This window comes from Pseudomonas jessenii (genome assembly GCF_002236115.1).
GTDB classification, from domain to species: Bacteria; Pseudomonadota; Gammaproteobacteria; order Pseudomonadales; family Pseudomonadaceae; genus Aquipseudomonas; species Aquipseudomonas jessenii.
This window is the reverse complement of the sequence record NZ_NIWT01000003.1, coordinates 397,021-416,595: the sequence shown is the minus strand read 5'-3', so window position 1 is coordinate 416,595 and position 19,575 is coordinate 397,021. Positions and strand designations below refer to the sequence as shown.

Here is a 19,575-nt window from a genome sequence, read left to right as displayed (position 1 = left end):
TCTACTGTGGGAGCGAGCTTGCTCGCGATGGCGACCTGAAAAACACTACATCACTCACTGGTTAAACCCATAAGCCCGCTCAACCCTGCCCACCCGCGTATGACACCGCGCATACCAGGTCGAGCGCCCACGCTCGCGAATCGCACTGTGCTCCGGATGATGCTTCCACGCCAGAATGGCCGCTTCACTGGCCCAGTACGACACCGTAATCCCAAGCCCATCCTCGCCCCGCGCCGACTCCACGCCGAGAAACCCCGGCTGTTCGCAGGCCAGTTCCAGCATCCGTGCGGCTGCTTCGGCGTAACCCTGGTCACCCTCGGTGCGCAGTGAAGTGAAGATCACCGCGTAATAAGGCGCAGCTGGCGTATCGGCGATCATGACGAGCGCCCCGCACAGGCTTCGACAAAGGCGCCAACCAAAGGAGGCAATACGCCCTTGAGCGCCGCCCGCTCGGGCTGGAACAAGGTCGCGACAAAGAACGGATGACCGCTGAGTTCGACCGCCCGCAGTCCGTGTTCCGAATCGTGGCCGACGGCATGTAGTTCGCGCTTGAGCAACTCCCCTTCGTACTGCGGATTCACACCAAAACGACAGCGATAGCCTTCACGAATCTCGGTGTTTTCGTACGCTTTGGCAAGCAACGAACCCTCAAGCAAATCAATCGTATCGACCGCTTCCACCAGCGCACACGACAGTGGCGTCAGCAGCGCCCGCGCGGCATCGGGATTTGTCTCGCCGTGTTCGGCATCCGACCAGCCCAGCACGTTGCGCGCATATTCCAGCACCGCGTGTTGAAAACCACCGCAGGTGCCGAGGAAAGGTCGCCGTTGTTCGCGGGCAAAGCGAATCGCCAGCAATGCACCGTCCATGCTCCGGTAAGGGCTGGCCGGCACACACCAGAACCCGTCGAATCTGTGCAGCGGTGTCTCGGCGTGGATGTCATCGGTGGCCAGCCATTGCCATTGCACGTTCAGGCCACTGTGTTCAGCGGCCATTTCGAGGGCGACGGGAATGGCCTGGTGGGCGGTGACTTGCGGGTCGTAGTCGCCGATCAGGGCGATGCGAATCGGGCGGGTTTCCATGTGGGGCCTCTGCACTTGTTGATTGCTGGTGCCCACTATAGATTGGCGCTCACGCACTCAATATTGGCGTTTTCCCAAGTGATCAATGCAGCGACGCACTATCGATTGGACTACCCGGACCTAGCCCTGATCCTCGCGCTGGTACGTGGCGGCTCTCTGGCTCGCGCTGCGCAACTGCTGAAGGTGGATGTTTCGACGGTGTTTCGAGCCGTGCGCCGGCTGGAGGGTGCACTGGGTCAGCAACTGTTCGAAAAAAGCCGCACCGGTTACCTGGCCACCACTCTGGCGCAGTCCCTTACTGAACAGGCCGAGCGCGCTGAACAGGCTCTGGAGGCGGCGCGCATTGGTGTGGAGCAGGGCGGAGAAGTGATCAGCGGCATCGTGCGCCTGACCTGTACCGATTCGGTCCTGCAAGGTTTGCTGTTGCCGGCGCTGGCGCAGTTCATGCCGAACTATCCGGCGCTGACGCTCGAGCTCAGCACATCCAATGATTTTGCCAACCTCAGCCGTCGGGATGCCGATATCGCCCTGCGCCTGACCCGCACGCCACCGGAGCATCTGGTGGGACGGCGGCTGGCGGACATTTCCTATCGCGTGTGTGCCAGCGAGCGATACCTGCAATCGGTCAATACCCCTGACCTGGCTTCATTGACCTGGATAGCCCCGGATGACTTCCTGCCTGATCACCCGACCGTTACCTGGCGTCGCCAGGCCTTGCCGGGGGTAACGCCGGGCTATCGCTGCAACAGCATGCTGTCGGTGACCGAACTGGTCAGGGCCGGCCTGGGTGTAGCGGCGTTGCCGGATTTTTTGATCGGCGACGGATTACAGCCGCTGAGCGAACCCCTGCACGGATACGACACCGCGCTGTGGCTGCTGACCCGTCCCGACTGCCGCGCTTTGCGCTCGGTGGTCACCTTGTTCGATGAGTTGGGGCGGGCGCTGAAACTGCCGTGAAACCGTTCAGGTTCCTGGCTGAAGCTCACTAAAGCCTCAGTGCCGGTTTCATTCTGAAACACATCGCGTCATTCAAATCAGAGCCATCGATCCTTCGACGCCGCCGTCGAACTTGTCATTTATTGCAACTGATAGCAGGCCAGAAACATGTCCAGCGCGGAGTCTGCCACCTGGTGTTGTTCTTCGGGTGACAAGCCAGGCTTGCCCATGGAAATCTGCGGCCAGAAGGCAAACGACTTGAGCAGCCCCTGCACCTGTTGTGCGGCAAAATCAGGGGCAATAACTTTCAACCGACCATCGGCCTGAGCGGCACGAATCCAGACCGTCAGCCCTTCTTCGCGTTCGCCCATTCGCGCCACCATATCCTGCGCCCGCTCCGGGGAATGAATCGTCGCCGCTATCGCCACCCGCGCCAGGTCGAGAAAATTGTCATCGCCCAACATTTGCAGCTTGGCCATCAGCAATCCGCGCAATTGCTCACGCAACGGCAGGTCGGGACGGTAGGCCGTTTCCTGTTCTGCCGTCACCCGGGTCCATAATTGATTGAGGATCTCGGCGAACAACTCTTCCTTGCTGGGAAAGTGGTTGTACACCGTGCGCTTCGACACACCGGCAGTGGCAGCAATCTTGTCCATGCTGGTGATCTCGAAACCGTTGTCACGGAATTCGTTGATCGCGGCATGAATGATCGCTTGGCGTTTTCGGTCGGTGAGGCGCTGTGGAGCTGTCATAAGTACGCTTCGGCAGGAAGAAGGGAGGAATTACACTCAGCAGTTTACTTGTCATCGACTTTGATGCAACCTAGAAACTACACTGTGCAGTGTAATGTTTTGTTAATCCTGCCCAGCAAAAATAGAAAGTCCGGCTGATGCGTGCGTGCTTTGGCCATTTATCGTCCCAAAACGGAAAGTCGCGTCATGCGCGGTTTTTCTGGAGTCATTCAGTCATGGCCAATTCAAACTCCCCGGCGGACAACGCCTCCACACCTGAAGCGTCCCGACAGGCTCAAGGGCAGTACCAAAACTTCACGCCGGTTCAACGTTTAAGCTTTGGCAAAACCATGGGTGTCCTATGGAACGTGCTGTTCCACAAACCGCAAAACACCCGCCCGAGCGCGCCCGTCCCGGTGCAAGCCCTGACTCAAGCCGCGCTGATCGCAGCGCCGAACCACAGCGTCTATCGCCTGGGCCACTCCACGGTGTTGCTCAAGTTGCGCGATAAATTCTGGATCACCGACCCGGTCTTCGCCGAGCGTGCCTCGCCCGTACAATGGGCTGGCCCCAAGCGTTTCCACCAGCCACCGATCAGCCTGGAAGAATTGCCACCGATCGAAGCGGTGATCCTGTCCCACGACCACTACGATCACCTGGATCATCAGGCCGTGCTCAAGCTCGCGGACAAGACCAAACACTTCCTTACCCCGCTGGGCGTAGGCGACACCCTGATCAAGTGGGGCATCGACGCGAGCAAAGTCCGCCAACTGGATTGGTGGCAAGGCACGGAAGTCGATGGCATCCAGTTCATCGCTACCCCGTCGCAGCACTTTTCCGGCCGTGGCCTGTTCGACAGCAACAGCACCCTCTGGGCCTCGTGGGTGATGATCGACGGCGACACGCGCCTCTTCTTCAGCGGCGACAGCGGCTACTTCGACGGCTTCAAACGCATCGGCGAACAGTACGGTCCATTCGACCTGACCCTGATGGAAACCGGTGCCTACAACGTCGACTGGCCACACGTGCACATGCAACCCGAACAAACCCTGCAAGCCCACCTCGACCTCAAGGGCCGCTGGCTACTGCCAATCCACAACGGTACGTTCGACCTGTCGATGCACGCCTGGTACGAACCCTTCGACCGTATCCTGGCCCTGGCCTGGGAACGCAACGTATCGATCACCACGCCGCAGATGGGCGAGGCGTTCAACCTGATGCATCCGCAGCGTGGTGGTGCGTGGTGGTTGGCGGTGGAAGGGGAGAGTGAGCGGGTGGTGGCTCATAACGCGTAGAGTGATGGGCCCTGTAGGAGCGAGCTTGCTCGCGATGGACGTTAACGATAACGCGTGCTGTCTGAATGATCGCGTTGTCCAGATGTTTTTCGCGAGCAAGCTCGCTCCTACAAGGGGCCATTTATCGTCAGTCAGTGAGTTGGCTCACTCCACCATCGCAAAATCCGCCCGCCCAACCGGATTCGGCGTAGAACCTTTGACGTTCATCCCTCGACCCGGCGCAAATCCCGGGAAGAACACCAACCCTTCGGCTTCAAGCCGATAGGCCAGCGCCAGGCACGTGACATCCAGCACCTCCTGGCGTGCTTCGAAGCGTTGAATGGCATCCACCGAGACTCGGGACTCCCGCGACAGCTCTTCCACACTCCAGCCCAGCATCGCTCGGGCCTGGGCGCAGTGGGCCGGGGTGAATTGGAAGAGGGCGATACGTTCCAGGGTGATTTTCATCGCTTGAGAGGCCATGGTGTTCTCCGGGCTCGAGAGTGTTGGTTCAAAATATACTGTGTTTTTGTACAGTTGTTTTGAGCCCGGATCAAACGCATTTTTTGATTTGTCTTTTCAGGCAGACGAACGGTGCTGCGCCTATTTGCCCGCCAACCCCGGCGCCTCCCGCACGATAAAGTGATCCAGATTCTCGATGTTGGCGCTGAACACCCCGAACGTCTGCTCGGGGTTCTTCTTGCTCGGCACCTGCTTCAGCTCGGGCGTTACGCCATAAAAGAAGCAATACAACTCCCGCCCGCTCTCGATGGCGTGCTTGATCTCCTCCAGGAACGCCTTGCGCTTGCGGTAGCTGTCGATCAGCTTCTTGCTCAGGTAGACATTGACCGAGTAAGGCTTTTTCTCGAACCAGACCTTCTTCTCGAAATCGATGCGAAAGCTCTGGGTGTAGTCCTTGATCTCCTTTACCTTGCCCCAGTAAATCAGCCCCTTGTTGTCCTGCAGGTATTCGATTTTCTTGAAAAACGACCCGTAGGGCGCGGTGTGCTCGCCAATCTTCAGCGGCACACGCTTGAGCAAATCCTTGTCGTCGAAGTTCGACACGAAACACTCCACCGGATGGGCGAAGACGCTGGTCTTGTCCGGGGCCGATTCCCTGTCCGGTTGCTCGACAGTGCTTGCCACCGAAAGCTTCAGCGACTCATCCCGCACCCCGTCCACCGCGACCTTCGGGCTGGACGGCTTACGCAGATATTCACGCCGAGTCAGTAACAATTCCGACGGGAAATTTTCCTCGCGGCTGTCATCCGTTTCCGTCTCATCCCCACCCGACGCAGGCGTCTTCAAGCTGACATAAGGGCAGCCCTCGACATGCCGCGTACTCGGCAGGTTCTTGAAGTGCGGCGTGCGCACGTAATTCACATTCTTCGCGTTGAACGTGCCCAGCTCATTGGTCGCATCGAACGCCAAACGACAGGCATCGTTGGGGCACTGGAAGTGTTCCTTGGCGGAGTCGAAATCCATCGTCTCGTCGAAATTCAGATCCCGAACGTCGTAGATCGACAACTTGTCGTTGAGGCCGAGGCAATAGGCGAGGTCGAATTTCATGTCGGGTTCCAAATCCTTTAGGTGAACAGCTTCCAGTGATGGCGCATTCGAAGCAATAGCTACACTCAGATCACTTCGATATCGCCGAGCCTGCACAGTCCATCAACGAGGGCGGTTCATGAGCCATTCAGATGCTTCGCCCCCTCTCCCGGAGCCAGGCCGGATAGCCCGCCGGGATGAACAGACCGGCTGGCGCCGTTGGGTACCGGGGCTGAGCATGCTGCGCGAATACCAACCGGCATGGTTGCGTTACGACATCGTGGCCGGCCTGGTGCTGACCACGATGCTGGTGCCCGTCGGTATCGCCTATGCGGTGGCTTCGGGCGTGCCCGGCATATATGGCCTCTACGCGACCATCGTTCCGCTGCTGTTCTATGCCTTGTTCGGCCCTAGCCGAATTCTGGTGATGGGGCCGGATTCCTCCCTGGTGGCCGTCATCCTTGCCGTCATCATTCCACTCTCCGGCGGCGATCCGCAGCGTGCCGTCGCCCTGGCGGGGATGATGGCGATCGTCTCGGGAGCGGTGTGTATCCTGGCCGGTATCGCGCGCCTGGGTTTCATCACCGAACTGCTGTCAAAACCGATCCGCTACGGCTACATGAACGGCATCGCACTGACCGTATTGATCAGCCAGTTGCCCAAGCTGTTCGGTTTTTCGATTGAATCCGACGGCCCATTGAGCAACATAGGGGCCATCGCCTCCGCGGTGATGGAGGGGAAGGTCAACTGGACCACCTTCATGGTGGGCGGGCTCACCCTGGCGGTGATCCTGCTGCTCAAACGATGGCCGCGACTGCCGGGCATCCTGATCGCAGTGGTTGGCGCGACAGTCGCCGTGGGAGCACTCGACCTTGCGACACGCGCCGGAGTGTCGGTCCTCGGTTCGCTCCCCCAAGGCTTGCCCGGCTTCGCCATCCCCTGGATCACCAGCGCCGATATCGTCCCGGTGTTGATCGGCGGTTGCGCCGTCGCACTCGTCTCGTTCGCCGACACCAGCGTGCTCTCCCGCGTCTATGCGGCGCGGACCCGAACCTACGTCAACCCGAACCAGGAAATGGTGGGCCTCGGCATCGCCAACCTGGCGGCCGGTTTTTTCCAAGGCTTCCCGATCAGCAGCAGCTCGTCACGCACGCCCGTGGCCGAAGCCGCCGGAGCCAAAACCCAAATGACCGGCGTCGTCGGCGCACTGGCGGTTGCCTTGCTGCTGGTGGTGGCACCGGACCTGCTGCAACACTTACCGTCCAGCGCCCTGGCAGCAGTCGTGATCGCCTCGGCCATTGGCCTGATCGAGATCGCCGACCTGCGCCGGATCTATCGCATCCAGCGCTGGGAGTGCTGGCTGTCGATTGTCTGTACCGTCGGCGTGGCCGTGTTCGGCGCCATCGAGGGCATAGGCCTGGCCATCGTGATTGCCGTCATTGAATTCCTCTGGGACGGCTGGCGCCCGTACTCCGCAGTATTGGGCCGCGCCGATGGGGTCAAGGGCTACCACGACATCAAACGCTACCCCGACGCACGCCTGATCCCCGGCCTGGTCCTGTTTCGCTGGGATGCGCCCTTGTTTTTCGCCAACGCCGAACTGTTCAGCGACCGAGTGCTGGACGCCGTAGCGGCATCGCCCACCCCCGTGCGCTGGCTGGTGGTCGCCGCAGAGCCCGTCACCAGTGTCGATGTGACGTCTGCCGACATGCTGGCCGAACTGGACGACACCTTGCATGCGGCGGGTATTGAGTTGTGCATTGCGGAGATGAAGGATCCGGTGAAGGACAAGCTGAAGCGGTTTGGGTTGTTTGCGCGGCTGGGGGAGACGGCGTTTTTTCCTACGATTGGGACGGCTGTGGATAGTTATGTGGCGAATTATCGGGTGGATTATGTGGAGGGGGATGAAGGAGGGGAGGTGGGGCGTTGAGTGGGGGAATGGCTTGCGGTGTGTGCCGCCAATCCCCTGTGGGAGCGAGCTTGCTCGCGATGGCGTCAGTGAATGCGCCACTTAAACAAAGTCTGCTACTTGAAACTCAAGCAGCGGATTGTTTGAGCGACCTATCTCCGCAGCAGATTCGCCTCTCTGTACAGCTTTACCCGTGATGGCAATGTAGTTACCGTTGTAGGATTAATCTCCTGCGGCTGTAGCCTGTTTCCATGGTCGGGTTTTGGTTCCTATAACTCCTACCGACTTTGATCGAGCCGCCACCACGCGATGCCCCTTTTTTGCTCACGTAGCCAAGGAAAGCGACTCGATGACCTCGCCTGCACTCAACCAGATCTTGTTTGGCCCTCCCGGTACCGGGAAGACTTTCGCCACCATCGAGGCAGCGCTAGAAATCCTCGCCCCTGAGTTTCTTCAGACCAACAAAGAAAATCGGGCTGCGCTGAAGAAGCGCTTCGATGAGTTAGCCGCAGACGGACATGTCGAGTTCGTCACGTTTCATCAAAGCTTCAGCTACGAAGACTTCGTTGAAGGCCTACGCGCGGAAAGCGGAGACGACGGGCAATTGCGATATGACGTTGTTGATGGTGTGTTCAAAAGATTATGTACCACTGCCAAAGTGACCCAACAAGCGCACGCAGCGGAAGTGAGCCATGGTGCTCTCTTTACTAAGGGCGAAACCTTTGGTTCGGGATACGTAGTCACAAGTTCATCCACAGAGTTGCTCAATTTGGTTAAACCCAACGGTAAAGAGTTGCCGGTTGGTATGAACATGCTTAACACGCTTGCTGAATATGTGCGCGCAGGACGTTTAACTGTCGCAGACATTCGCAACAAGCAGGTTTTTGACAAGGTGCCAGAGACTATGCTGGAGCCGTATCTCATCAATGGCTACAACAATATTTTGCCGCTTTTGGTGGCGCGGATATTGGATGGGCGATCCAACGGCGCCGAGGTTGAGCCAAAAACTCAACCTTGCAATGCTCATGTACTCATCATCGATGAAATAAATCGCGGCAATATTTCTCGGATTTTCGGTGAACTGATCACGCTAATCGAACCGTCCAAGCGTGCTGAGGCTGACGAGGCTCTGAAAGTGACGCTGCCGTATTCGAAGAAGCATTTCAGTGTACCGAACAATGTCTATCTCATTGGCACGATGAACACTGCTGATCGTTCGTTGGCCGGTCTAGATATCGCTTTACGTCGTCGCTTCACTTTCCGCGAAATGCTGCCTAAGCCTGAGTTGTTGAAAGACATTGCCGTAGGTGAGCTCAATATTGCCAAGCTACTGAGAGTGATGAATCAGCGAATCGAAATGTTGCTAGATCGAGATCATTGTCTGGGACACGCTTATTTTATGCCGCTAGATAGCGACCCTACGTTGGAACGATTGGGGCAGATTTTTCGTGAACAAGTTCTCCCGCTGCTGCAAGAGTACTTTTTTGAAGATTGGCAGCGGATTCAATGGGTGCTCAACGATCATCGTAAAGCCGCTGAAAATTGCTTTATCGAACAGCCACCATTCAAGCCAGATTCGTTGTTTGGCGATCAAGTGGTGCTCAGCAACCAAAATAACCAATGGATGATCAATGAAGAGGCTTTTGCTCGGATCGAGTCCTATTGGGGCGTCATTGATCACCAAGCTGTGCTTCCAAAGCTGCAAGACGCTATCGAAGCTGAAAAAGGCGATATCCAGGTTCGTCAGCTTGAAAGCGGTTCAATCGAAGTTCTACAGGCGGGAAAGATCGTCCGTCCCTCTAGGCCTATATTGCGTGAGCTTGCAGCAGAACATGGCCTGACAACACACCATTCAAGCGGTCGTGAGTTGAATACTCGTCATCTTGGCGTAGCAGTTATCCGAGCATTGAAAGGCGTGACGGCGTGAAACCCATTGTCACGGTTCGCGAATACGCGAGGCTGACGACAGATAACGTCGCTGTGCCGACGTTAGACCTTGCTCAGGTATCGGTTTCAGCCTTCGACTGGTTGTGCAGATTAAGTGCTTTTTTCAGCAAGGCTGGGGCGGGGCTGGTCCAGCTCGAAAACCGTTGCTTGCTCAAGCTCGACAACTACGTCGGCGTATTGGAAACACCCTGTGGTACGCGCCTTGAAATACTTCCTAAGCATTTCGAGCGCGAGGACTGCATCAAGCAGAGCAGAGCGTTGCTGAGGCGCATGATCCAAGCCACCCTAGATTTACCCACCCGTGAAGTCGGCGCGGCGGATCTTCAGAGTTTCGATGCGCCGTTGAGCGAATGGGTCATGGGCCGATTCTTACTGGCTCTGGATCACTTGATCAATCGGGGCCTACGCTTTGACTACCAGCGAGTGGAGGAGGAACAGCGATTCCTTCGTGGTCAGTTAGATGTGGTCAAGCAAATGCGCCAACCCCCTGGTCGGCAGCACCATTTCCAGATACGACATGATATTTATTTGCCCGACCGACCAGAGAATCGCTTAATCAAATTCGCGTTAGATCAGGTCTGCAAAACAACAAAAGATGCTGGTAACTGGCGACTGGCTCATGAGTTAAGAACCGTGTTGTTAGAGGTGCCTACAAGTCGCAACGTGCATCAGGATTTCAAACTGTGGAGTAACGAGCGACTGATGGCGCACTACGTACCGGTGAAACCATGGTGCGAGCTGATTATCAATCAACAGATGCCTTTAGCAGTCGCTGGGGATTGGCACGGCATGAGCTTGTTATTCCCAATGGAAAAGCTATTTGAGCGTTATGTAGCTGCGAGCCTAAATAGGGACCTGCTGCACGATGCGCGACTGCTCACCCAAACCCGCAGCGAACACCTGTGTAAGCATAGGGATGAAAACTTCTTCCAGCTGCGGCCGGACCTGATGATCCACCATCAGCAGAAAATCTGGGTGCTCGACACAAAATGGAAGCGACTGAGTTCATCGGGAGAGGATAAAAATTACGGTTTGAAGCAATCCGACTTTTATCAGTTGTTCGCTTATGGTCATAAATACCTAGCGGGGGATGGAGAGTTGGTGCTGATCTACCCAAAACAAGCTACGTTTGATGCCCCATTGCAGGTATTCGAATTCGCACCACAACTTAAGCTCTGGGTGCTGCCATTTGATTTGGAGCAGGGCATCTTGATGGGTGGGCCTGAGGGATTGCCGCTGCAATCTAAGTGGTTACAGACGGCCAGTGGTTAGTCGATTGGACGTTCGGCGGGCAAAATCAATATAGGGTGCAGAGGGTTGCACCCTTTTTGCGATAGCCTGTTAAAACAGAAAAAACTGCGAAACCTTCCGCCACCAAGACGTTCGCTGCTGGCCCAGTAGTAAACAAGGCATATCCCGTAACCGAATCCACGGTTCATCCTGCCAATGCAGCAGGCTCAGCGACATTTCTGGCCAATCCAACACACTCAACATCGGCCGGTCCGAATTACCCGACTGCTCCACATCACGCAAGGCCGGCACCACTTGATGAGTGATCCACTCTCGCAGCAACCGATTTCCTGGCGCGTAGTGATACACCAACAGCGCGTACACACCTGACTCGCTGAGCATCAACTGCTTTTCCGGTTGCCGGTAATACTCAATCCACAACGTGTGGTGTTGGTCTTTATCCAGTTTGTTGACCATGCGCTCACTTAGATGGAAACCCATCAAGCGTCCGATATCACGGGCGCAAAACCATGGTTGGTTTTCTAGGAGGAGGGCGTGGAGAGGGAGGTTGTGGCGGGTGAAGACTGTTACAGAAAAGAGATCAGACATGACCGATCTCCATGGTTTGGAGAGTGACGAGAAGGTTGTGTTCAGGCATATCCATTACCTCTACGTTTGGACTTTGGCGGGCCTGACCCCCAACATAGAGTGGACATAAGAAGCTCCAACGAGCAAAAGCCTCACACATCCGTACGATAAATCACCAAGGGTGACTGCTCGTCTGTGTAATTGGCTAGCTTTCTACGTTGGGCGTTTCTTAGGCACCTGCAGTAGAGCTTAAGGCCGCTTGGAATGGCCCTCAATACAGAAGGTGCTGGAATACATGTAGGAGGTTTAGCTGCTACTGAGATTGTGAGTAAGAGTTTTCCTACCCCATAAAAAAGCCCCGATCAGATCGGGGCTTTCAGATGTTCGATTTGTCGATTCAAGTCTTCAAATCGCGGCTAGTTTGGAAATTAATCCCAGCTAAGCGCACCACCAGTCTGATACTCAATAACCCGAGTCTCAAAGAAATTCTTCTCTTTCTTCAAGTCCATAATCTCGCTCATCCAAGGGAACGGGTTAGTCGTCCCTGGATACTCTTCCTTCAACCCAATCTGCGACAGACGACGGTTAGCGATGAACTTCAGGTAGTCCTCCATCATCGCAGCGTTCATGCCCAATACCCCACGAGGCATGGTGTCACGAGCGTATTCGATCTCCAGCTGAGTACCCTGCAGAATCATCTGCGAAGCTTCTTCCTTCATCTCGGCATCCCACAAATGCGGGTTTTCGATTTTGATCTGGTTGATCACGTCGATGCCGAAGTTCAGGTGCATGGATTCGTCGCGCAGGATGTACTGGAACTGCTCGGCGACGCCGGTCATTTTGTTGCGGCGGCCCATGGAGAGGATCTGGGTGAAGCCGCAGTAGAAGAAGATGCCTTCCAGAACGCAGTAGTAGGCGATCAGGTTGCGCAGCAGTTCTTTGTCGGTTTCGACGGTGCCGGTTTCGAACTTCGGATCGGAGATCGAACGGGTGTATTTCAGGCCCCAGGTGGCTTTTTTCGCGACCGACGGGATCTCGTGGTACATGTTGAAGATTTCGCCTTCATCCATGGCCAGCGATTCGATGCAGTACTGGTAGGCGTGGGTGTGGATCGCCTCTTCGAAGGCTTGGCGCAGGATGTACTGGCGGCATTCCGGGTTGGTGATCAAACGGTACACGGCCAGGACCAGGTTGTTGGCAACCAGGGAGTCGGCGGTGGAGAAGAAGCCGAGGTTGCGCATCACGATGCGGCGCTCGTCGTCGGTCAGGCCTTCCGGGTTTTTCCAGAGGGCGATGTCGGCGGTCATGTTGACTTCTTGCGGCATCCAGTGGTTTGCGCAGCCGTCCAGGTACTTCTGCCAGGCCCAGTCGTACTTGAAGGGTACGAGTTGGTTGAGGTCGGCGCGGCAGTTGATCATGCGCTTTTCGTCAACGGCGACACGGGCGGAGGCGCCTTCGAGTTCGGCGAGGCCTTCGGCGACGTCGAGGGAATCCAGGGCAGCTTTGGCGCGGGCAACGGCGGCGGAGTCAGCGGCGGTCACGGCACGGGCTTCCAGGGCGGCGGCACCGCCGGCGCTGTCGAGACGGTCCATGTTGGCTTCGGTGGCGTGGCCAGCGTTGGCGCTCTTGACTGCTACTTCCGTGTCTTCTTTGTCGAATTCGTCCCAGCTCAGCATGACGTGTCGTCTCCTGCGTGAGGGCCAGTGTGCCCGTGTGAAATTGGATAGGTCGGTTTTTCACACGGCCTTACTGGCCGCGTTGGATCTAAAGGAATCGTTTTTTGCGGCAGCTATACGCAGGCATCAAACAGAATTTTGTACGGGGTTCCGAGAGCCACTGATGGGCGCAGCAAGCGTTGATCGCTTGTGCGGGGCTTCAGACTGGCTTTTCGTCCCTGTAAGGGAATATTGCAGGCCCGTTTAAGGCCGCATTATAGGGAAGTTTTGCGTGCTGTGGTGCGGCGAAATGGCTCACGGAACGGTCGACGGGGGCCGTTTTTCGGTCGGAGTGAGGGTTTACAGGGCTTTGAACGATGTTGGCGGGGGAAGATTTTTTTTCTTAATTTTTTGCCCCGGATTATTTTTGTTCAAGAAATGACCAAAAAAGGCTTTTTTCACTACATCTTGTGTTTCGGTGGGGTTTTCTCAGGCTCCAGACACAACTAAGCCCGACCGAAGTCGGGCTGTGAAGTCACGCTGGCGGATCAGCTCAGGCGAGCGGCACCGACGTGATCGGCACCATCGGCGGCTAGACGGGCTGCGCCGATGTGGTCGGAGCCATCGGAGGCCAGTTTGCCTGCACCGACGTGATCGGCACCATCGGCGGCGAGGCGGGCGGCACCGGTGTGGTCGGAACCGTCGGAAGCGACAGCCGCTTCACTGGTGTAAACGGCAGAGCCGGTGCGGTCGTAACCATCGGCGGCGAAGGTGTTGGCTGCCAGGACGGAGAGGGTCAGGGCGAGGATCAGTTGGGTTTTCATGGTTGTTGCTCCAGATTCGTGGGTGTTGTTTGTCTTGGGTTGCAGTTGATTCTACGCCTGCTATTTCGATAAAAAAGCGCAAATAAATGCTTAAAATAATCGAATTAATCGATCTTTAAGGTTCGGCGCTTCATCTGCCTGATCGCGGCGGGTGGGTCGAACCTTTTGGGGGAGGGGTGAAGCGGGGGGGGGGATCAGCCGTTGGAGCAGCCATTGCCCATCATGCTGTAGCGCAGGATATGTCGTTGGCCGTGGGAGTCTTCGTATTCCATTTTCATCGGCACAACTTCACACACGTTCGGGGCTTCGCTCATGGAGGTCACTTTGGCGATGTCCAGGTGGGTGGAGTAGGTGTATTCCTCTATTGCTGGTTGTTGCTGTGCGACATCAGTCGGGACCTCGTTTGCCATGGCGGTTGCGCACAGACTGCTGAGGGCCAGAACCAATAAAGCTTTCATTTGAAATTTACCTTTTAGAGGTCGAAAGGGGGCACGCAATCTTTTTGGGATTGCGTGTGGAGCTTCGGTATCAGGGGTTTGATTAACTGCCTTCGTGGGGGCTGCAACTTGGTTAATCAGGTTGCCTTGTTGGCGTGGCTGATTTTAGGCGTCGACGCTTCGTCCATATAGGCGTGGTTTTGATAAACACTTTTGACAGATCCTGTAACAATCCCTGAATAACCTCTTCTTTTGTAGGCGCGAGCTTGCACTGCGGGGTGTCAGATTGGGCGCGTTATCGTTGACGACCATCGCGAGCAAGCTCGCTCCCACAGGTACCGCGGCGGTAGTGGGGTTGACGGTTTTTCACGACATTTTGTAGGGACTTGTTACTACCATCGTCGAATGGTTCTATAGCCCCGGCCCGGCTAAAACAGGGTCATACAAAAACAACTATTCCACCGAGGTAAGAAAGATGAGTGCGGCTTCCCTGTATCCCGTTCGTCCCGAGGTTCTGGCTAACACGCTGACCGACGAGGCGACCTACAAGGCCATGTACCAGCAGTCGGTCGTCAACCCCGACGGCTTCTGGCGCGAGCAAGCCAAGCGCCTCGACTGGATCAAGCCTTTCACCACGGTGAAGCAGACTTCCTTCGACGATCACCATGTCGACATCAAATGGTTCGCCGACGGCACCCTGAACGTTTCCTACAACTGCCTGGACCGTCATCTGGCCGAGCGCGGCGATCAGGTCGCGATCATCTGGGAGGGCGATGACCCTGCCGAAAGCCGCAACATCACTTACCGCGAACTGCACGAGCAAGTGTGCAAGTTCGCCAACGCCCTGCGTGGCCAGGATGTGCACCGCGGCGACGTGGTGACTATCTATATGCCGATGATCCCCGAAGCCGTGGTCGCCATGCTGGCCTGTACCCGGATCGGCGCGATTCACTCGGTGGTGTTCGGCGGCTTCTCGCCGGAAGCCCTGGCCGGTCGCATCATCGACTGCAAATCCAAAGTGGTGATCACCGCCGACGAAGGCATTCGTGCCGGCAAGAAGATCCCGCTCAAGGCCAACGTCGACGACGCGCTGACCAACCCGGAAACCAGCAGCATCCAGAAAGTCATCGTGTGCAAGCGCACCGGTGGCGACATCAAGTGGAACCAGCATCGCGACATCTGGTTCGAGGACCTGATGAAAGTGGCCGGCACCGTGTGTGCGCCGAAAGAGATGGGCGCCGAAGAAGCGCTGTTCATCCTTTACACCTCCGGCTCCACTGGCAAGCCGAAGGGCGTGCAGCACACCACCGGCGGCTACTTGCTGTACGCGGCCATGACCCACGAGCGCGTGTTCGACTACCGTCCGGGTGAAATCTACTGGTGCACCGCCGACGTCGGTTGGGTCACCGGCCACAGCTACATCGTCTACGGCCCGCTGGCCAATGGCGCGACCACGCTGCTGTTCGAAGGCGTGCCGAACTACCCGGACATCACCCGGGTGGCGAAGATCGTCGACAAGCACAAGGTCAACATCCTCTACACCGCACCGACCGCGATCCGCGCCATGATGGCCTCCGGCACCGCCGCCGTTGAAGGCGCCGATGGCAGCAGCCTGCGCCTGTTGGGTTCGGTGGGCGAGCCGATCAACCCGGAAGCCTGGGATTGGTACTACAAGAACGTCGGCAAGTCCCGTTGCCCGATCGTCGACACCTGGTGGCAGACCGAAACCGGCGGCAACATGATGAGCCCGCTGCCGGGCGCTCATGCGCTCAAGCCAGGCTCTGCGGCGCGTCCGTTCTTCGGCGTGGTACCGGCCCTGGTGGACAACCTGGGCAACATCGTCGAAGGCGAGGCCGAGGGCAACCTGGTGATTCTCGATTCGTGGCCAGGCCAGGCGCGTACGCTGTTTGGCGACCATGACCGCTTCGTCGACACTTACTTCAAGACCTTCCGTGGCATGTACTTCACCGGTGACGGCGCCCGTCGCGATGCCGATGGTTACTACTGGATCACCGGTCGCGTGGATGACGTGCTCAACGTGTCCGGCCACCGCATGGGCACCGCCGAGATCGAAAGCGCGATGGTTGCGCACCCGAAAGTCGCCGAAGCGGCGGTGGTCGGTGTGCCGCACGACATCAAGGGGCAGGGCATTTATGTCTATGTCACCCTTAAAAACGGTGAAGAGCCGAACGAGCAACTGCGCCTGGAACTGAAAAACTGGGTGCGCAAGGAGATCGGCCCGATTGCTTCGCCGGATGTGATCCAGTGGGCGCCGGGGCTGCCGAAGACTCGTTCGGGCAAGATCATGCGCCGGATTCTGCGCAAGATTGCCACGGCTGAATATGATGGGTTGGGGGATATTTCCACCCTGGCTGATCCGAGTGTGGTGCAGCATTTGATTGATACCCACAAGACCATGAATGTCGCGTAAGCGGCGGTTCTGAGTCACTTAAACGCCCTGTCAGGTGTTGAGCCTGGCGGGGCTTTTTTGTGCCTGGGTTTTTGTGTTGGTTGGGCTGGCCTCATCGCGAGCAAGCTCGCTCCCACAGGGGATCTGTGGTGAATGCGATATTTGCGTTCGACACAAAACCATTGTGGGAGCGAGCTTGCTCGCGATAGCGGTTTAGCAGGCGCTACAGCAACATCTACCAATAATTATCGGGATACTCTGTCGGCATTTTCCTACTGTTACCTGCTTTCTTTCAGGTTACTGAATGTGTAACCGCATCGCGCCAATACGGGGCATTGGGAAACGCCAGTGCTTAAATCCGGGCTTGAAATGCGCCTCAAAAAAATAAGCCGCTACACTGCGCTTGCCGGATTAGAAGGGTTTGCCAATAATAGGCCCGCAATTTGCAACATAGATCGGTTCACTATCTTTTGCTCTTGCATGATTTTGCAGGGCTGTCAACGTGCTAAAACGGCTTTCTCGGTGCTTCTGTAATTAGTTGTCGCATTGAAGAAATATCGGCCTCGGGCCTGTCGTTAGAATGCCGATCACTCGCTCGTCGTTGCTCGTGTTGAATTTCAACACCCGCTTCCCAGGACGCAGCACTGCTTTCTGGTTCCACTCATTCGCATATTGGGCTGTCGCTCACTCTGCCGTTTTTGCCCTTTACCGATGGAGTCCCAAGATGAAGAAACTCGTGCTGCTTGGCGCCCTGGCACTCTCCGTGCTGTCCTTGCCAACCTTCGCCGATGAAAAACCTCTGAAAATCGGTATCGAGGCGGCTTACCCTCCGTTCGCGTCCAAGGCGCCGGATGGCAGCATCGTTGGTTTCGACTACGACATCGGCAACGCGCTGTGCGAAGAAATGAAGGTCAAGTGCGTGTGGGTCGAGCAAGAGTTCGACGGCCTGATCCCAGCGCTTAAAGTGCGCAAGATCGACGCGATCCTGTCGTCCATGTCGATCACTGAAGATCGCAAGAAGTCCGTGGACTTCACCAACAAGTACTACAACACTCCGGCTCGCCTGGTCATGAAGGCCGGCACTCAGGTCAGCGAAGGCCTGACCGAGCTCAAGGGCAAGAACATCGGCGTGCAGCGTGGTTCGATCCACGAGCGTTTCGCCCGCGAAGTCCTGGCCCCGCTGGGTGCCGAGATCAAGCCTTACGGTTCGCAGAACGAAATTTACCTCGACGTGGCCGCCGGCCGCCTCGACGGCACCGTGGCAGACGCTACGCTTTTGGATGACGGCTTCCTGAAAACCGATGCCGGTAAAGGCTTCGCCTTCGTCGGCCCTGCGTTCACCGACGTCAAATACTTCGGCGACGGCGTAGGCATCGCGGTGCGCAAGGGCGACAAGGAAGATCTGGACAAGCTCAACAACGCCATCGCAGCCATTCGTGCGAACGGCAAGTACAAGCAAATCCAGGACAAGTACTTCGCCTTCGATATCTACGGCAAGTAATACGTCCCAGCGACAAGTCCGAAATGGCGCAAGCAACAGGATCTCTGAGGTTTGCGCCATTTTTTCATCCCAACTTTCGAGGACCTGAATCATGTTGAAAGGCTACGGGGCTGTCATCCTCGATGGCGCTTGGCTGACGCTTCAGCTCGCCTTGTCGTCCATGGCCATGGCCATCGTTCTGGGCCTGATCGGCGTGGCACTGCGTCTGTCGCCGGTGCGCTGGCTGGCCTGGCTGGGCGACCTGTATTCCACGGTGATCCGCGGTATTCCCGACCTGGTGCTGATCCTGCTGATTTTCTACGGCGGCCAGGACCTGCTCAACCGCGTCGCACCGCTGCTCGGCTTTGACGAGTACATCGACCTGAACCCGTTGGCGGCCGGTATCGGCACCCTGGGCTTCATCTTCGGTGCGTACCTGTCGGAAACCTTCCGTGGCGCCTTCATGGCGATCCCCAAGGGTCAGGCCGAAGCCGGCATGGCCTACGGCATGAGCAGTTTTCAGGTGTTCTTCCGGGTGTTGGTACCACAGATGATTCGCCTGGCGATTCCGGGTTTCACCAACAACTGGCTGGTATTGACCAAGGCTACCGCGCTGATTTCGGTGGTGGGTCTGCAAGACATGATGTTCAAGGCCAAGCAGGCGGCCGATGCCACCCGCGAGCCTTTCACCTTCTTCCTCGCAGTAGCCGCGATGTACCTGGTGATCACCAGTGTGTCGTTGCTGGCATTGCGTCACCTTGAGAAGCGCTACTCGGTAGGCGTAAGGGCGGCTGATCTATGATCTTCGACTACAACGTCATTTGGGAGGCCATGCCGCTGTACCTTGGCGGCCTGGTGACCACCCTCAAACTGCTCGCGCTGTCGCTGTTCTTCGGCTTGCTGTGCGCCTTGCCGCTGGGCCTGATGCGCGTCTCGAAGAACTCGGTCGTCAACATGTCGGCCTGGCTCTACACCTACGTGATCCGCGGCACGCCGATGCTGGTGCAGCTGTTCTTGATTTACTACGGTCTGGCGCAGTTCGAAGCCGTGCGGGAAAGTTTCCTCTGGCCGTGGCTGTCCAGCGCAACGTTCTGTGCGTGCCTGGCGTTCGCGATCAACACCAGCGCCTACACCGCCGAAATCATCGCCGGCAGCCTGCGCGCCACGCCGAACGGCGAGATCGAAGCGGCCAAGGCCATGGGCATGTCGCGGGTCAAGATGTACAAGCGCATCCTGCTGCCGTCGGCCCTGCGTCGCGCGCTGCCGCAGTACAGCAACGAAGTGATCATGATGCTGCAGACCACCAGTCTGGCGTCCATCGTGACCCTGATCGACATCACCGGTGCCGCGCGCACGGTCAACGCCCAGTTCTACCTGCCGTTCGAGGCGTACATCACCGCTGGCGTATTCTACCTGTGCCTGACCTTCATCCTGGTGAAGCTGTTCAAGATGGCCGAGCGCCGCTGGCTGGGCTACCTGGCCCCGCGCAAGCACTGATATCACTGACTGACTGTTTTTGTGAGA

At 57.1% G+C, this 19,575-nt stretch carries 18 protein-coding genes; 9 read left to right on the top strand and 9 right to left on the bottom strand.

The window, feature by feature from the left end:
• Positions 1–54: 54 nt before the first annotated feature.
• Positions 55–378 carry an antibiotic biosynthesis monooxygenase family protein gene (locus PSJE_RS11080; protein WP_090457362.1) on the bottom strand — a complete coding sequence of 108 codons (324 nt, stop codon included), beginning with the start codon at positions 376–378 and terminating at the stop codon, positions 55–57.
• Positions 375–1,082, bottom strand: a complete 708-nt coding sequence (locus tag PSJE_RS11075) for a CTP synthase C-terminal region-related (seleno)protein (protein WP_090457360.1) — start codon at positions 1,080–1,082, stop codon at positions 375–377. Before PSJE_RS11075 ends, PSJE_RS11080 begins: the two co-directional genes overlap by 4 nt.
• 15 nt (positions 1,083–1,097) lie before the next feature.
• Here PSJE_RS11075 and PSJE_RS11070 point away from each other — a divergent pair, with 15 nt between their 5' ends.
• Positions 1,098–2,039 (top strand): LysR family transcriptional regulator, encoded by a 942-nt coding sequence (locus tag PSJE_RS11070; RefSeq protein ID WP_090457980.1) that lies wholly within the window; start codon positions 1,098–1,100, stop codon positions 2,037–2,039.
• Positions 2,040–2,158: 119 nt separating this feature from the next.
• Here the strand turns inward: PSJE_RS11070 and PSJE_RS11065 are convergent, their stop codons facing one another.
• On the bottom strand, positions 2,159–2,770 hold the full coding sequence (locus PSJE_RS11065; RefSeq protein ID WP_090457358.1) for a TetR/AcrR family transcriptional regulator: 612 nt from the start codon (positions 2,768–2,770) through the stop codon (positions 2,159–2,161).
• 215 nt (positions 2,771–2,985) lie between these two features.
• Here PSJE_RS11065 and PSJE_RS11060 point away from each other — a divergent pair, with 215 nt between their 5' ends.
• The gene (locus PSJE_RS11060) at positions 2,986–4,044 is read left to right on the top strand and encodes an MBL fold metallo-hydrolase (RefSeq protein ID WP_090457356.1); all 1,059 of its coding nucleotides are present in this window, start codon (positions 2,986–2,988) and stop codon (positions 4,042–4,044) included.
• A 144-nt stretch (positions 4,045–4,188) separates the two neighbouring features.
• Here PSJE_RS11060 and PSJE_RS11055 read toward each other — a convergent pair whose 3' ends face one another.
• Together PSJE_RS11055 and PSJE_RS11050 are read right to left on the bottom strand one after the other, a co-directional pair.
• Complete coding sequence (locus PSJE_RS11055) at positions 4,189–4,506, bottom strand: helix-turn-helix domain-containing protein (RefSeq protein ID WP_090457355.1); 318 nt, start codon at positions 4,504–4,506, stop codon at positions 4,189–4,191.
• 120 nt (positions 4,507–4,626) lie between these two features.
• Complete coding sequence (locus PSJE_RS11050) at positions 4,627–5,592, bottom strand: hypothetical protein (RefSeq protein WP_090457353.1); 966 nt, start codon at positions 5,590–5,592, stop codon at positions 4,627–4,629.
• Positions 5,593–5,710: 118 nt separating this feature from the next.
• Between PSJE_RS11050 and PSJE_RS11045 the strand changes: the two genes are divergently transcribed.
• The 3 genes from PSJE_RS11045 to PSJE_RS11035 all read left to right on the top strand — a co-directional run bounded on the left by PSJE_RS11045 (position 5,711) and on the right by PSJE_RS11035 (position 10,699).
• Entirely contained in the window at positions 5,711–7,501 is a 1,791-nt protein-coding gene (locus tag PSJE_RS11045; protein ID WP_090457351.1) for a SulP family inorganic anion transporter, read from the top strand.
• A 328-nt stretch (positions 7,502–7,829) separates the two neighbouring features.
• A complete protein-coding gene (locus PSJE_RS11040) occupies positions 7,830–9,407 on the top strand; it encodes an McrB family protein (protein WP_090457349.1) in 1,578 nt (525 codons plus the stop codon).
• Complete coding sequence (locus PSJE_RS11035) at positions 9,404–10,699, top strand: McrC family protein (RefSeq protein ID WP_090457347.1); 1,296 nt, start codon at positions 9,404–9,406, stop codon at positions 10,697–10,699. Before PSJE_RS11040 ends, PSJE_RS11035 begins: the two co-directional genes overlap by 4 nt.
• A gap of 69 nt (positions 10,700–10,768) precedes the next feature.
• Here PSJE_RS11035 and PSJE_RS11030 read toward each other — a convergent pair whose 3' ends face one another.
• The 4 genes from PSJE_RS11030 to PSJE_RS11015 form a co-directional block, all read right to left on the bottom strand.
• Complete coding sequence (locus PSJE_RS11030; RefSeq protein ID WP_090457346.1) at positions 10,769–11,266, bottom strand: BRO-N domain-containing protein; 498 nt, start codon at positions 11,264–11,266, stop codon at positions 10,769–10,771.
• 407 nt (positions 11,267–11,673) lie between these two features.
• Positions 11,674–12,921 carry a ribonucleotide-diphosphate reductase subunit beta gene (locus PSJE_RS11025; RefSeq protein WP_007978181.1) on the bottom strand — a complete coding sequence of 416 codons (1,248 nt, stop codon included), beginning with the start codon at positions 12,919–12,921 and terminating at the stop codon, positions 11,674–11,676.
• Between the two features lie 527 nt (positions 12,922–13,448).
• Positions 13,449–13,724, bottom strand: coding sequence for a hypothetical protein (locus PSJE_RS11020; RefSeq protein WP_090457344.1), 276 nt, complete (start codon positions 13,722–13,724; stop codon positions 13,449–13,451).
• A 194-nt stretch (positions 13,725–13,918) separates the two neighbouring features.
• The gene (locus PSJE_RS11015) at positions 13,919–14,182 is read right to left on the bottom strand and encodes a DUF2790 domain-containing protein (protein ID WP_090457342.1); all 264 of its coding nucleotides are present in this window, start codon (positions 14,180–14,182) and stop codon (positions 13,919–13,921) included.
• 454 nt (positions 14,183–14,636) lie between these two features.
• Between PSJE_RS11015 and acs the strand changes: the two genes are divergently transcribed.
• From acs to PSJE_RS10995, 4 genes are all read left to right on the top strand, one after another.
• On the top strand, positions 14,637–16,592 hold the full coding sequence (gene acs, locus PSJE_RS11010) for an acetate--CoA ligase (protein ID WP_090457340.1): 1,956 nt from the start codon (positions 14,637–14,639) through the stop codon (positions 16,590–16,592).
• 703 nt (positions 16,593–17,295) lie between these two features.
• On the top strand, positions 17,296–18,072 hold the full coding sequence (locus PSJE_RS11005; protein ID WP_056724133.1) for an ABC transporter substrate-binding protein: 777 nt from the start codon (positions 17,296–17,298) through the stop codon (positions 18,070–18,072).
• Between the two features lie 91 nt (positions 18,073–18,163).
• The gene (locus PSJE_RS11000; protein WP_015096506.1) at positions 18,164–18,853 is read left to right on the top strand and encodes an ABC transporter permease; all 690 of its coding nucleotides are present in this window, start codon (positions 18,164–18,166) and stop codon (positions 18,851–18,853) included.
• Positions 18,850–19,548 carry an ABC transporter permease gene (locus PSJE_RS10995; RefSeq protein WP_056724135.1) on the top strand — a complete coding sequence of 233 codons (699 nt, stop codon included), beginning with the start codon at positions 18,850–18,852 and terminating at the stop codon, positions 19,546–19,548. The genes PSJE_RS11000 and PSJE_RS10995 overlap by 4 nt, the downstream gene beginning before the upstream one ends.
• The last annotated feature ends 27 nt before the right edge of the window (positions 19,549–19,575 follow it).

Bases quoted from the DNA above. Each gene is read 5' to 3' on its own strand.
- PSJE_RS11030 (WP_090457346.1), bottom strand. From the start codon at position 11,266: ATGTCTGATCTCTTTTCTGTAACAGTCTTCACCCGCCACAACCTCCCT.
- acs (WP_090457340.1), top strand. From the start codon at position 14,637: ATGAGTGCGGCTTCCCTGTATCCCGTTCGTCCCGAGGTTCTGGCTAAC.
- PSJE_RS11075 (WP_090457360.1), bottom strand. From the start codon at position 1,082: ATGGAAACCCGCCCGATTCGCATCGCCCTGATCGGCGACTACGACCCG.
- PSJE_RS11050 (WP_090457353.1), bottom strand. From the start codon at position 5,592: ATGAAATTCGACCTCGCCTATTGCCTCGGCCTCAACGACAAGTTGTCG.
- PSJE_RS11045 (WP_090457351.1), top strand. From the start codon at position 5,711: ATGAGCCATTCAGATGCTTCGCCCCCTCTCCCGGAGCCAGGCCGGATA.
- PSJE_RS11065 (WP_090457358.1), bottom strand. From the start codon at position 2,770: ATGACAGCTCCACAGCGCCTCACCGACCGAAAACGCCAAGCGATCATT.
- PSJE_RS10995 (WP_056724135.1), top strand. From the start codon at position 18,850: ATGATCTTCGACTACAACGTCATTTGGGAGGCCATGCCGCTGTACCTT.
- PSJE_RS11060 (WP_090457356.1), top strand. From the start codon at position 2,986: ATGGCCAATTCAAACTCCCCGGCGGACAACGCCTCCACACCTGAAGCG.
- PSJE_RS11025 (WP_007978181.1), bottom strand. From the start codon at position 12,921: ATGCTGAGCTGGGACGAATTCGACAAAGAAGACACGGAAGTAGCAGTC.
- PSJE_RS11020 (WP_090457344.1), bottom strand. From the start codon at position 13,724: ATGAAAACCCAACTGATCCTCGCCCTGACCCTCTCCGTCCTGGCAGCC.
- PSJE_RS11055 (WP_090457355.1), bottom strand. From the start codon at position 4,506: ATGGCCTCTCAAGCGATGAAAATCACCCTGGAACGTATCGCCCTCTTC.
- PSJE_RS11040 (WP_090457349.1), top strand. From the start codon at position 7,830: ATGACCTCGCCTGCACTCAACCAGATCTTGTTTGGCCCTCCCGGTACC.
- PSJE_RS11015 (WP_090457342.1), bottom strand. From the start codon at position 14,182: ATGAAAGCTTTATTGGTTCTGGCCCTCAGCAGTCTGTGCGCAACCGCC.
- PSJE_RS11005 (WP_056724133.1), top strand. From the start codon at position 17,296: ATGAAGAAACTCGTGCTGCTTGGCGCCCTGGCACTCTCCGTGCTGTCC.
- PSJE_RS11000 (WP_015096506.1), top strand. From the start codon at position 18,164: ATGTTGAAAGGCTACGGGGCTGTCATCCTCGATGGCGCTTGGCTGACG.
- PSJE_RS11080 (WP_090457362.1), bottom strand. From the start codon at position 378: ATGATCGCCGATACGCCAGCTGCGCCTTATTACGCGGTGATCTTCACT.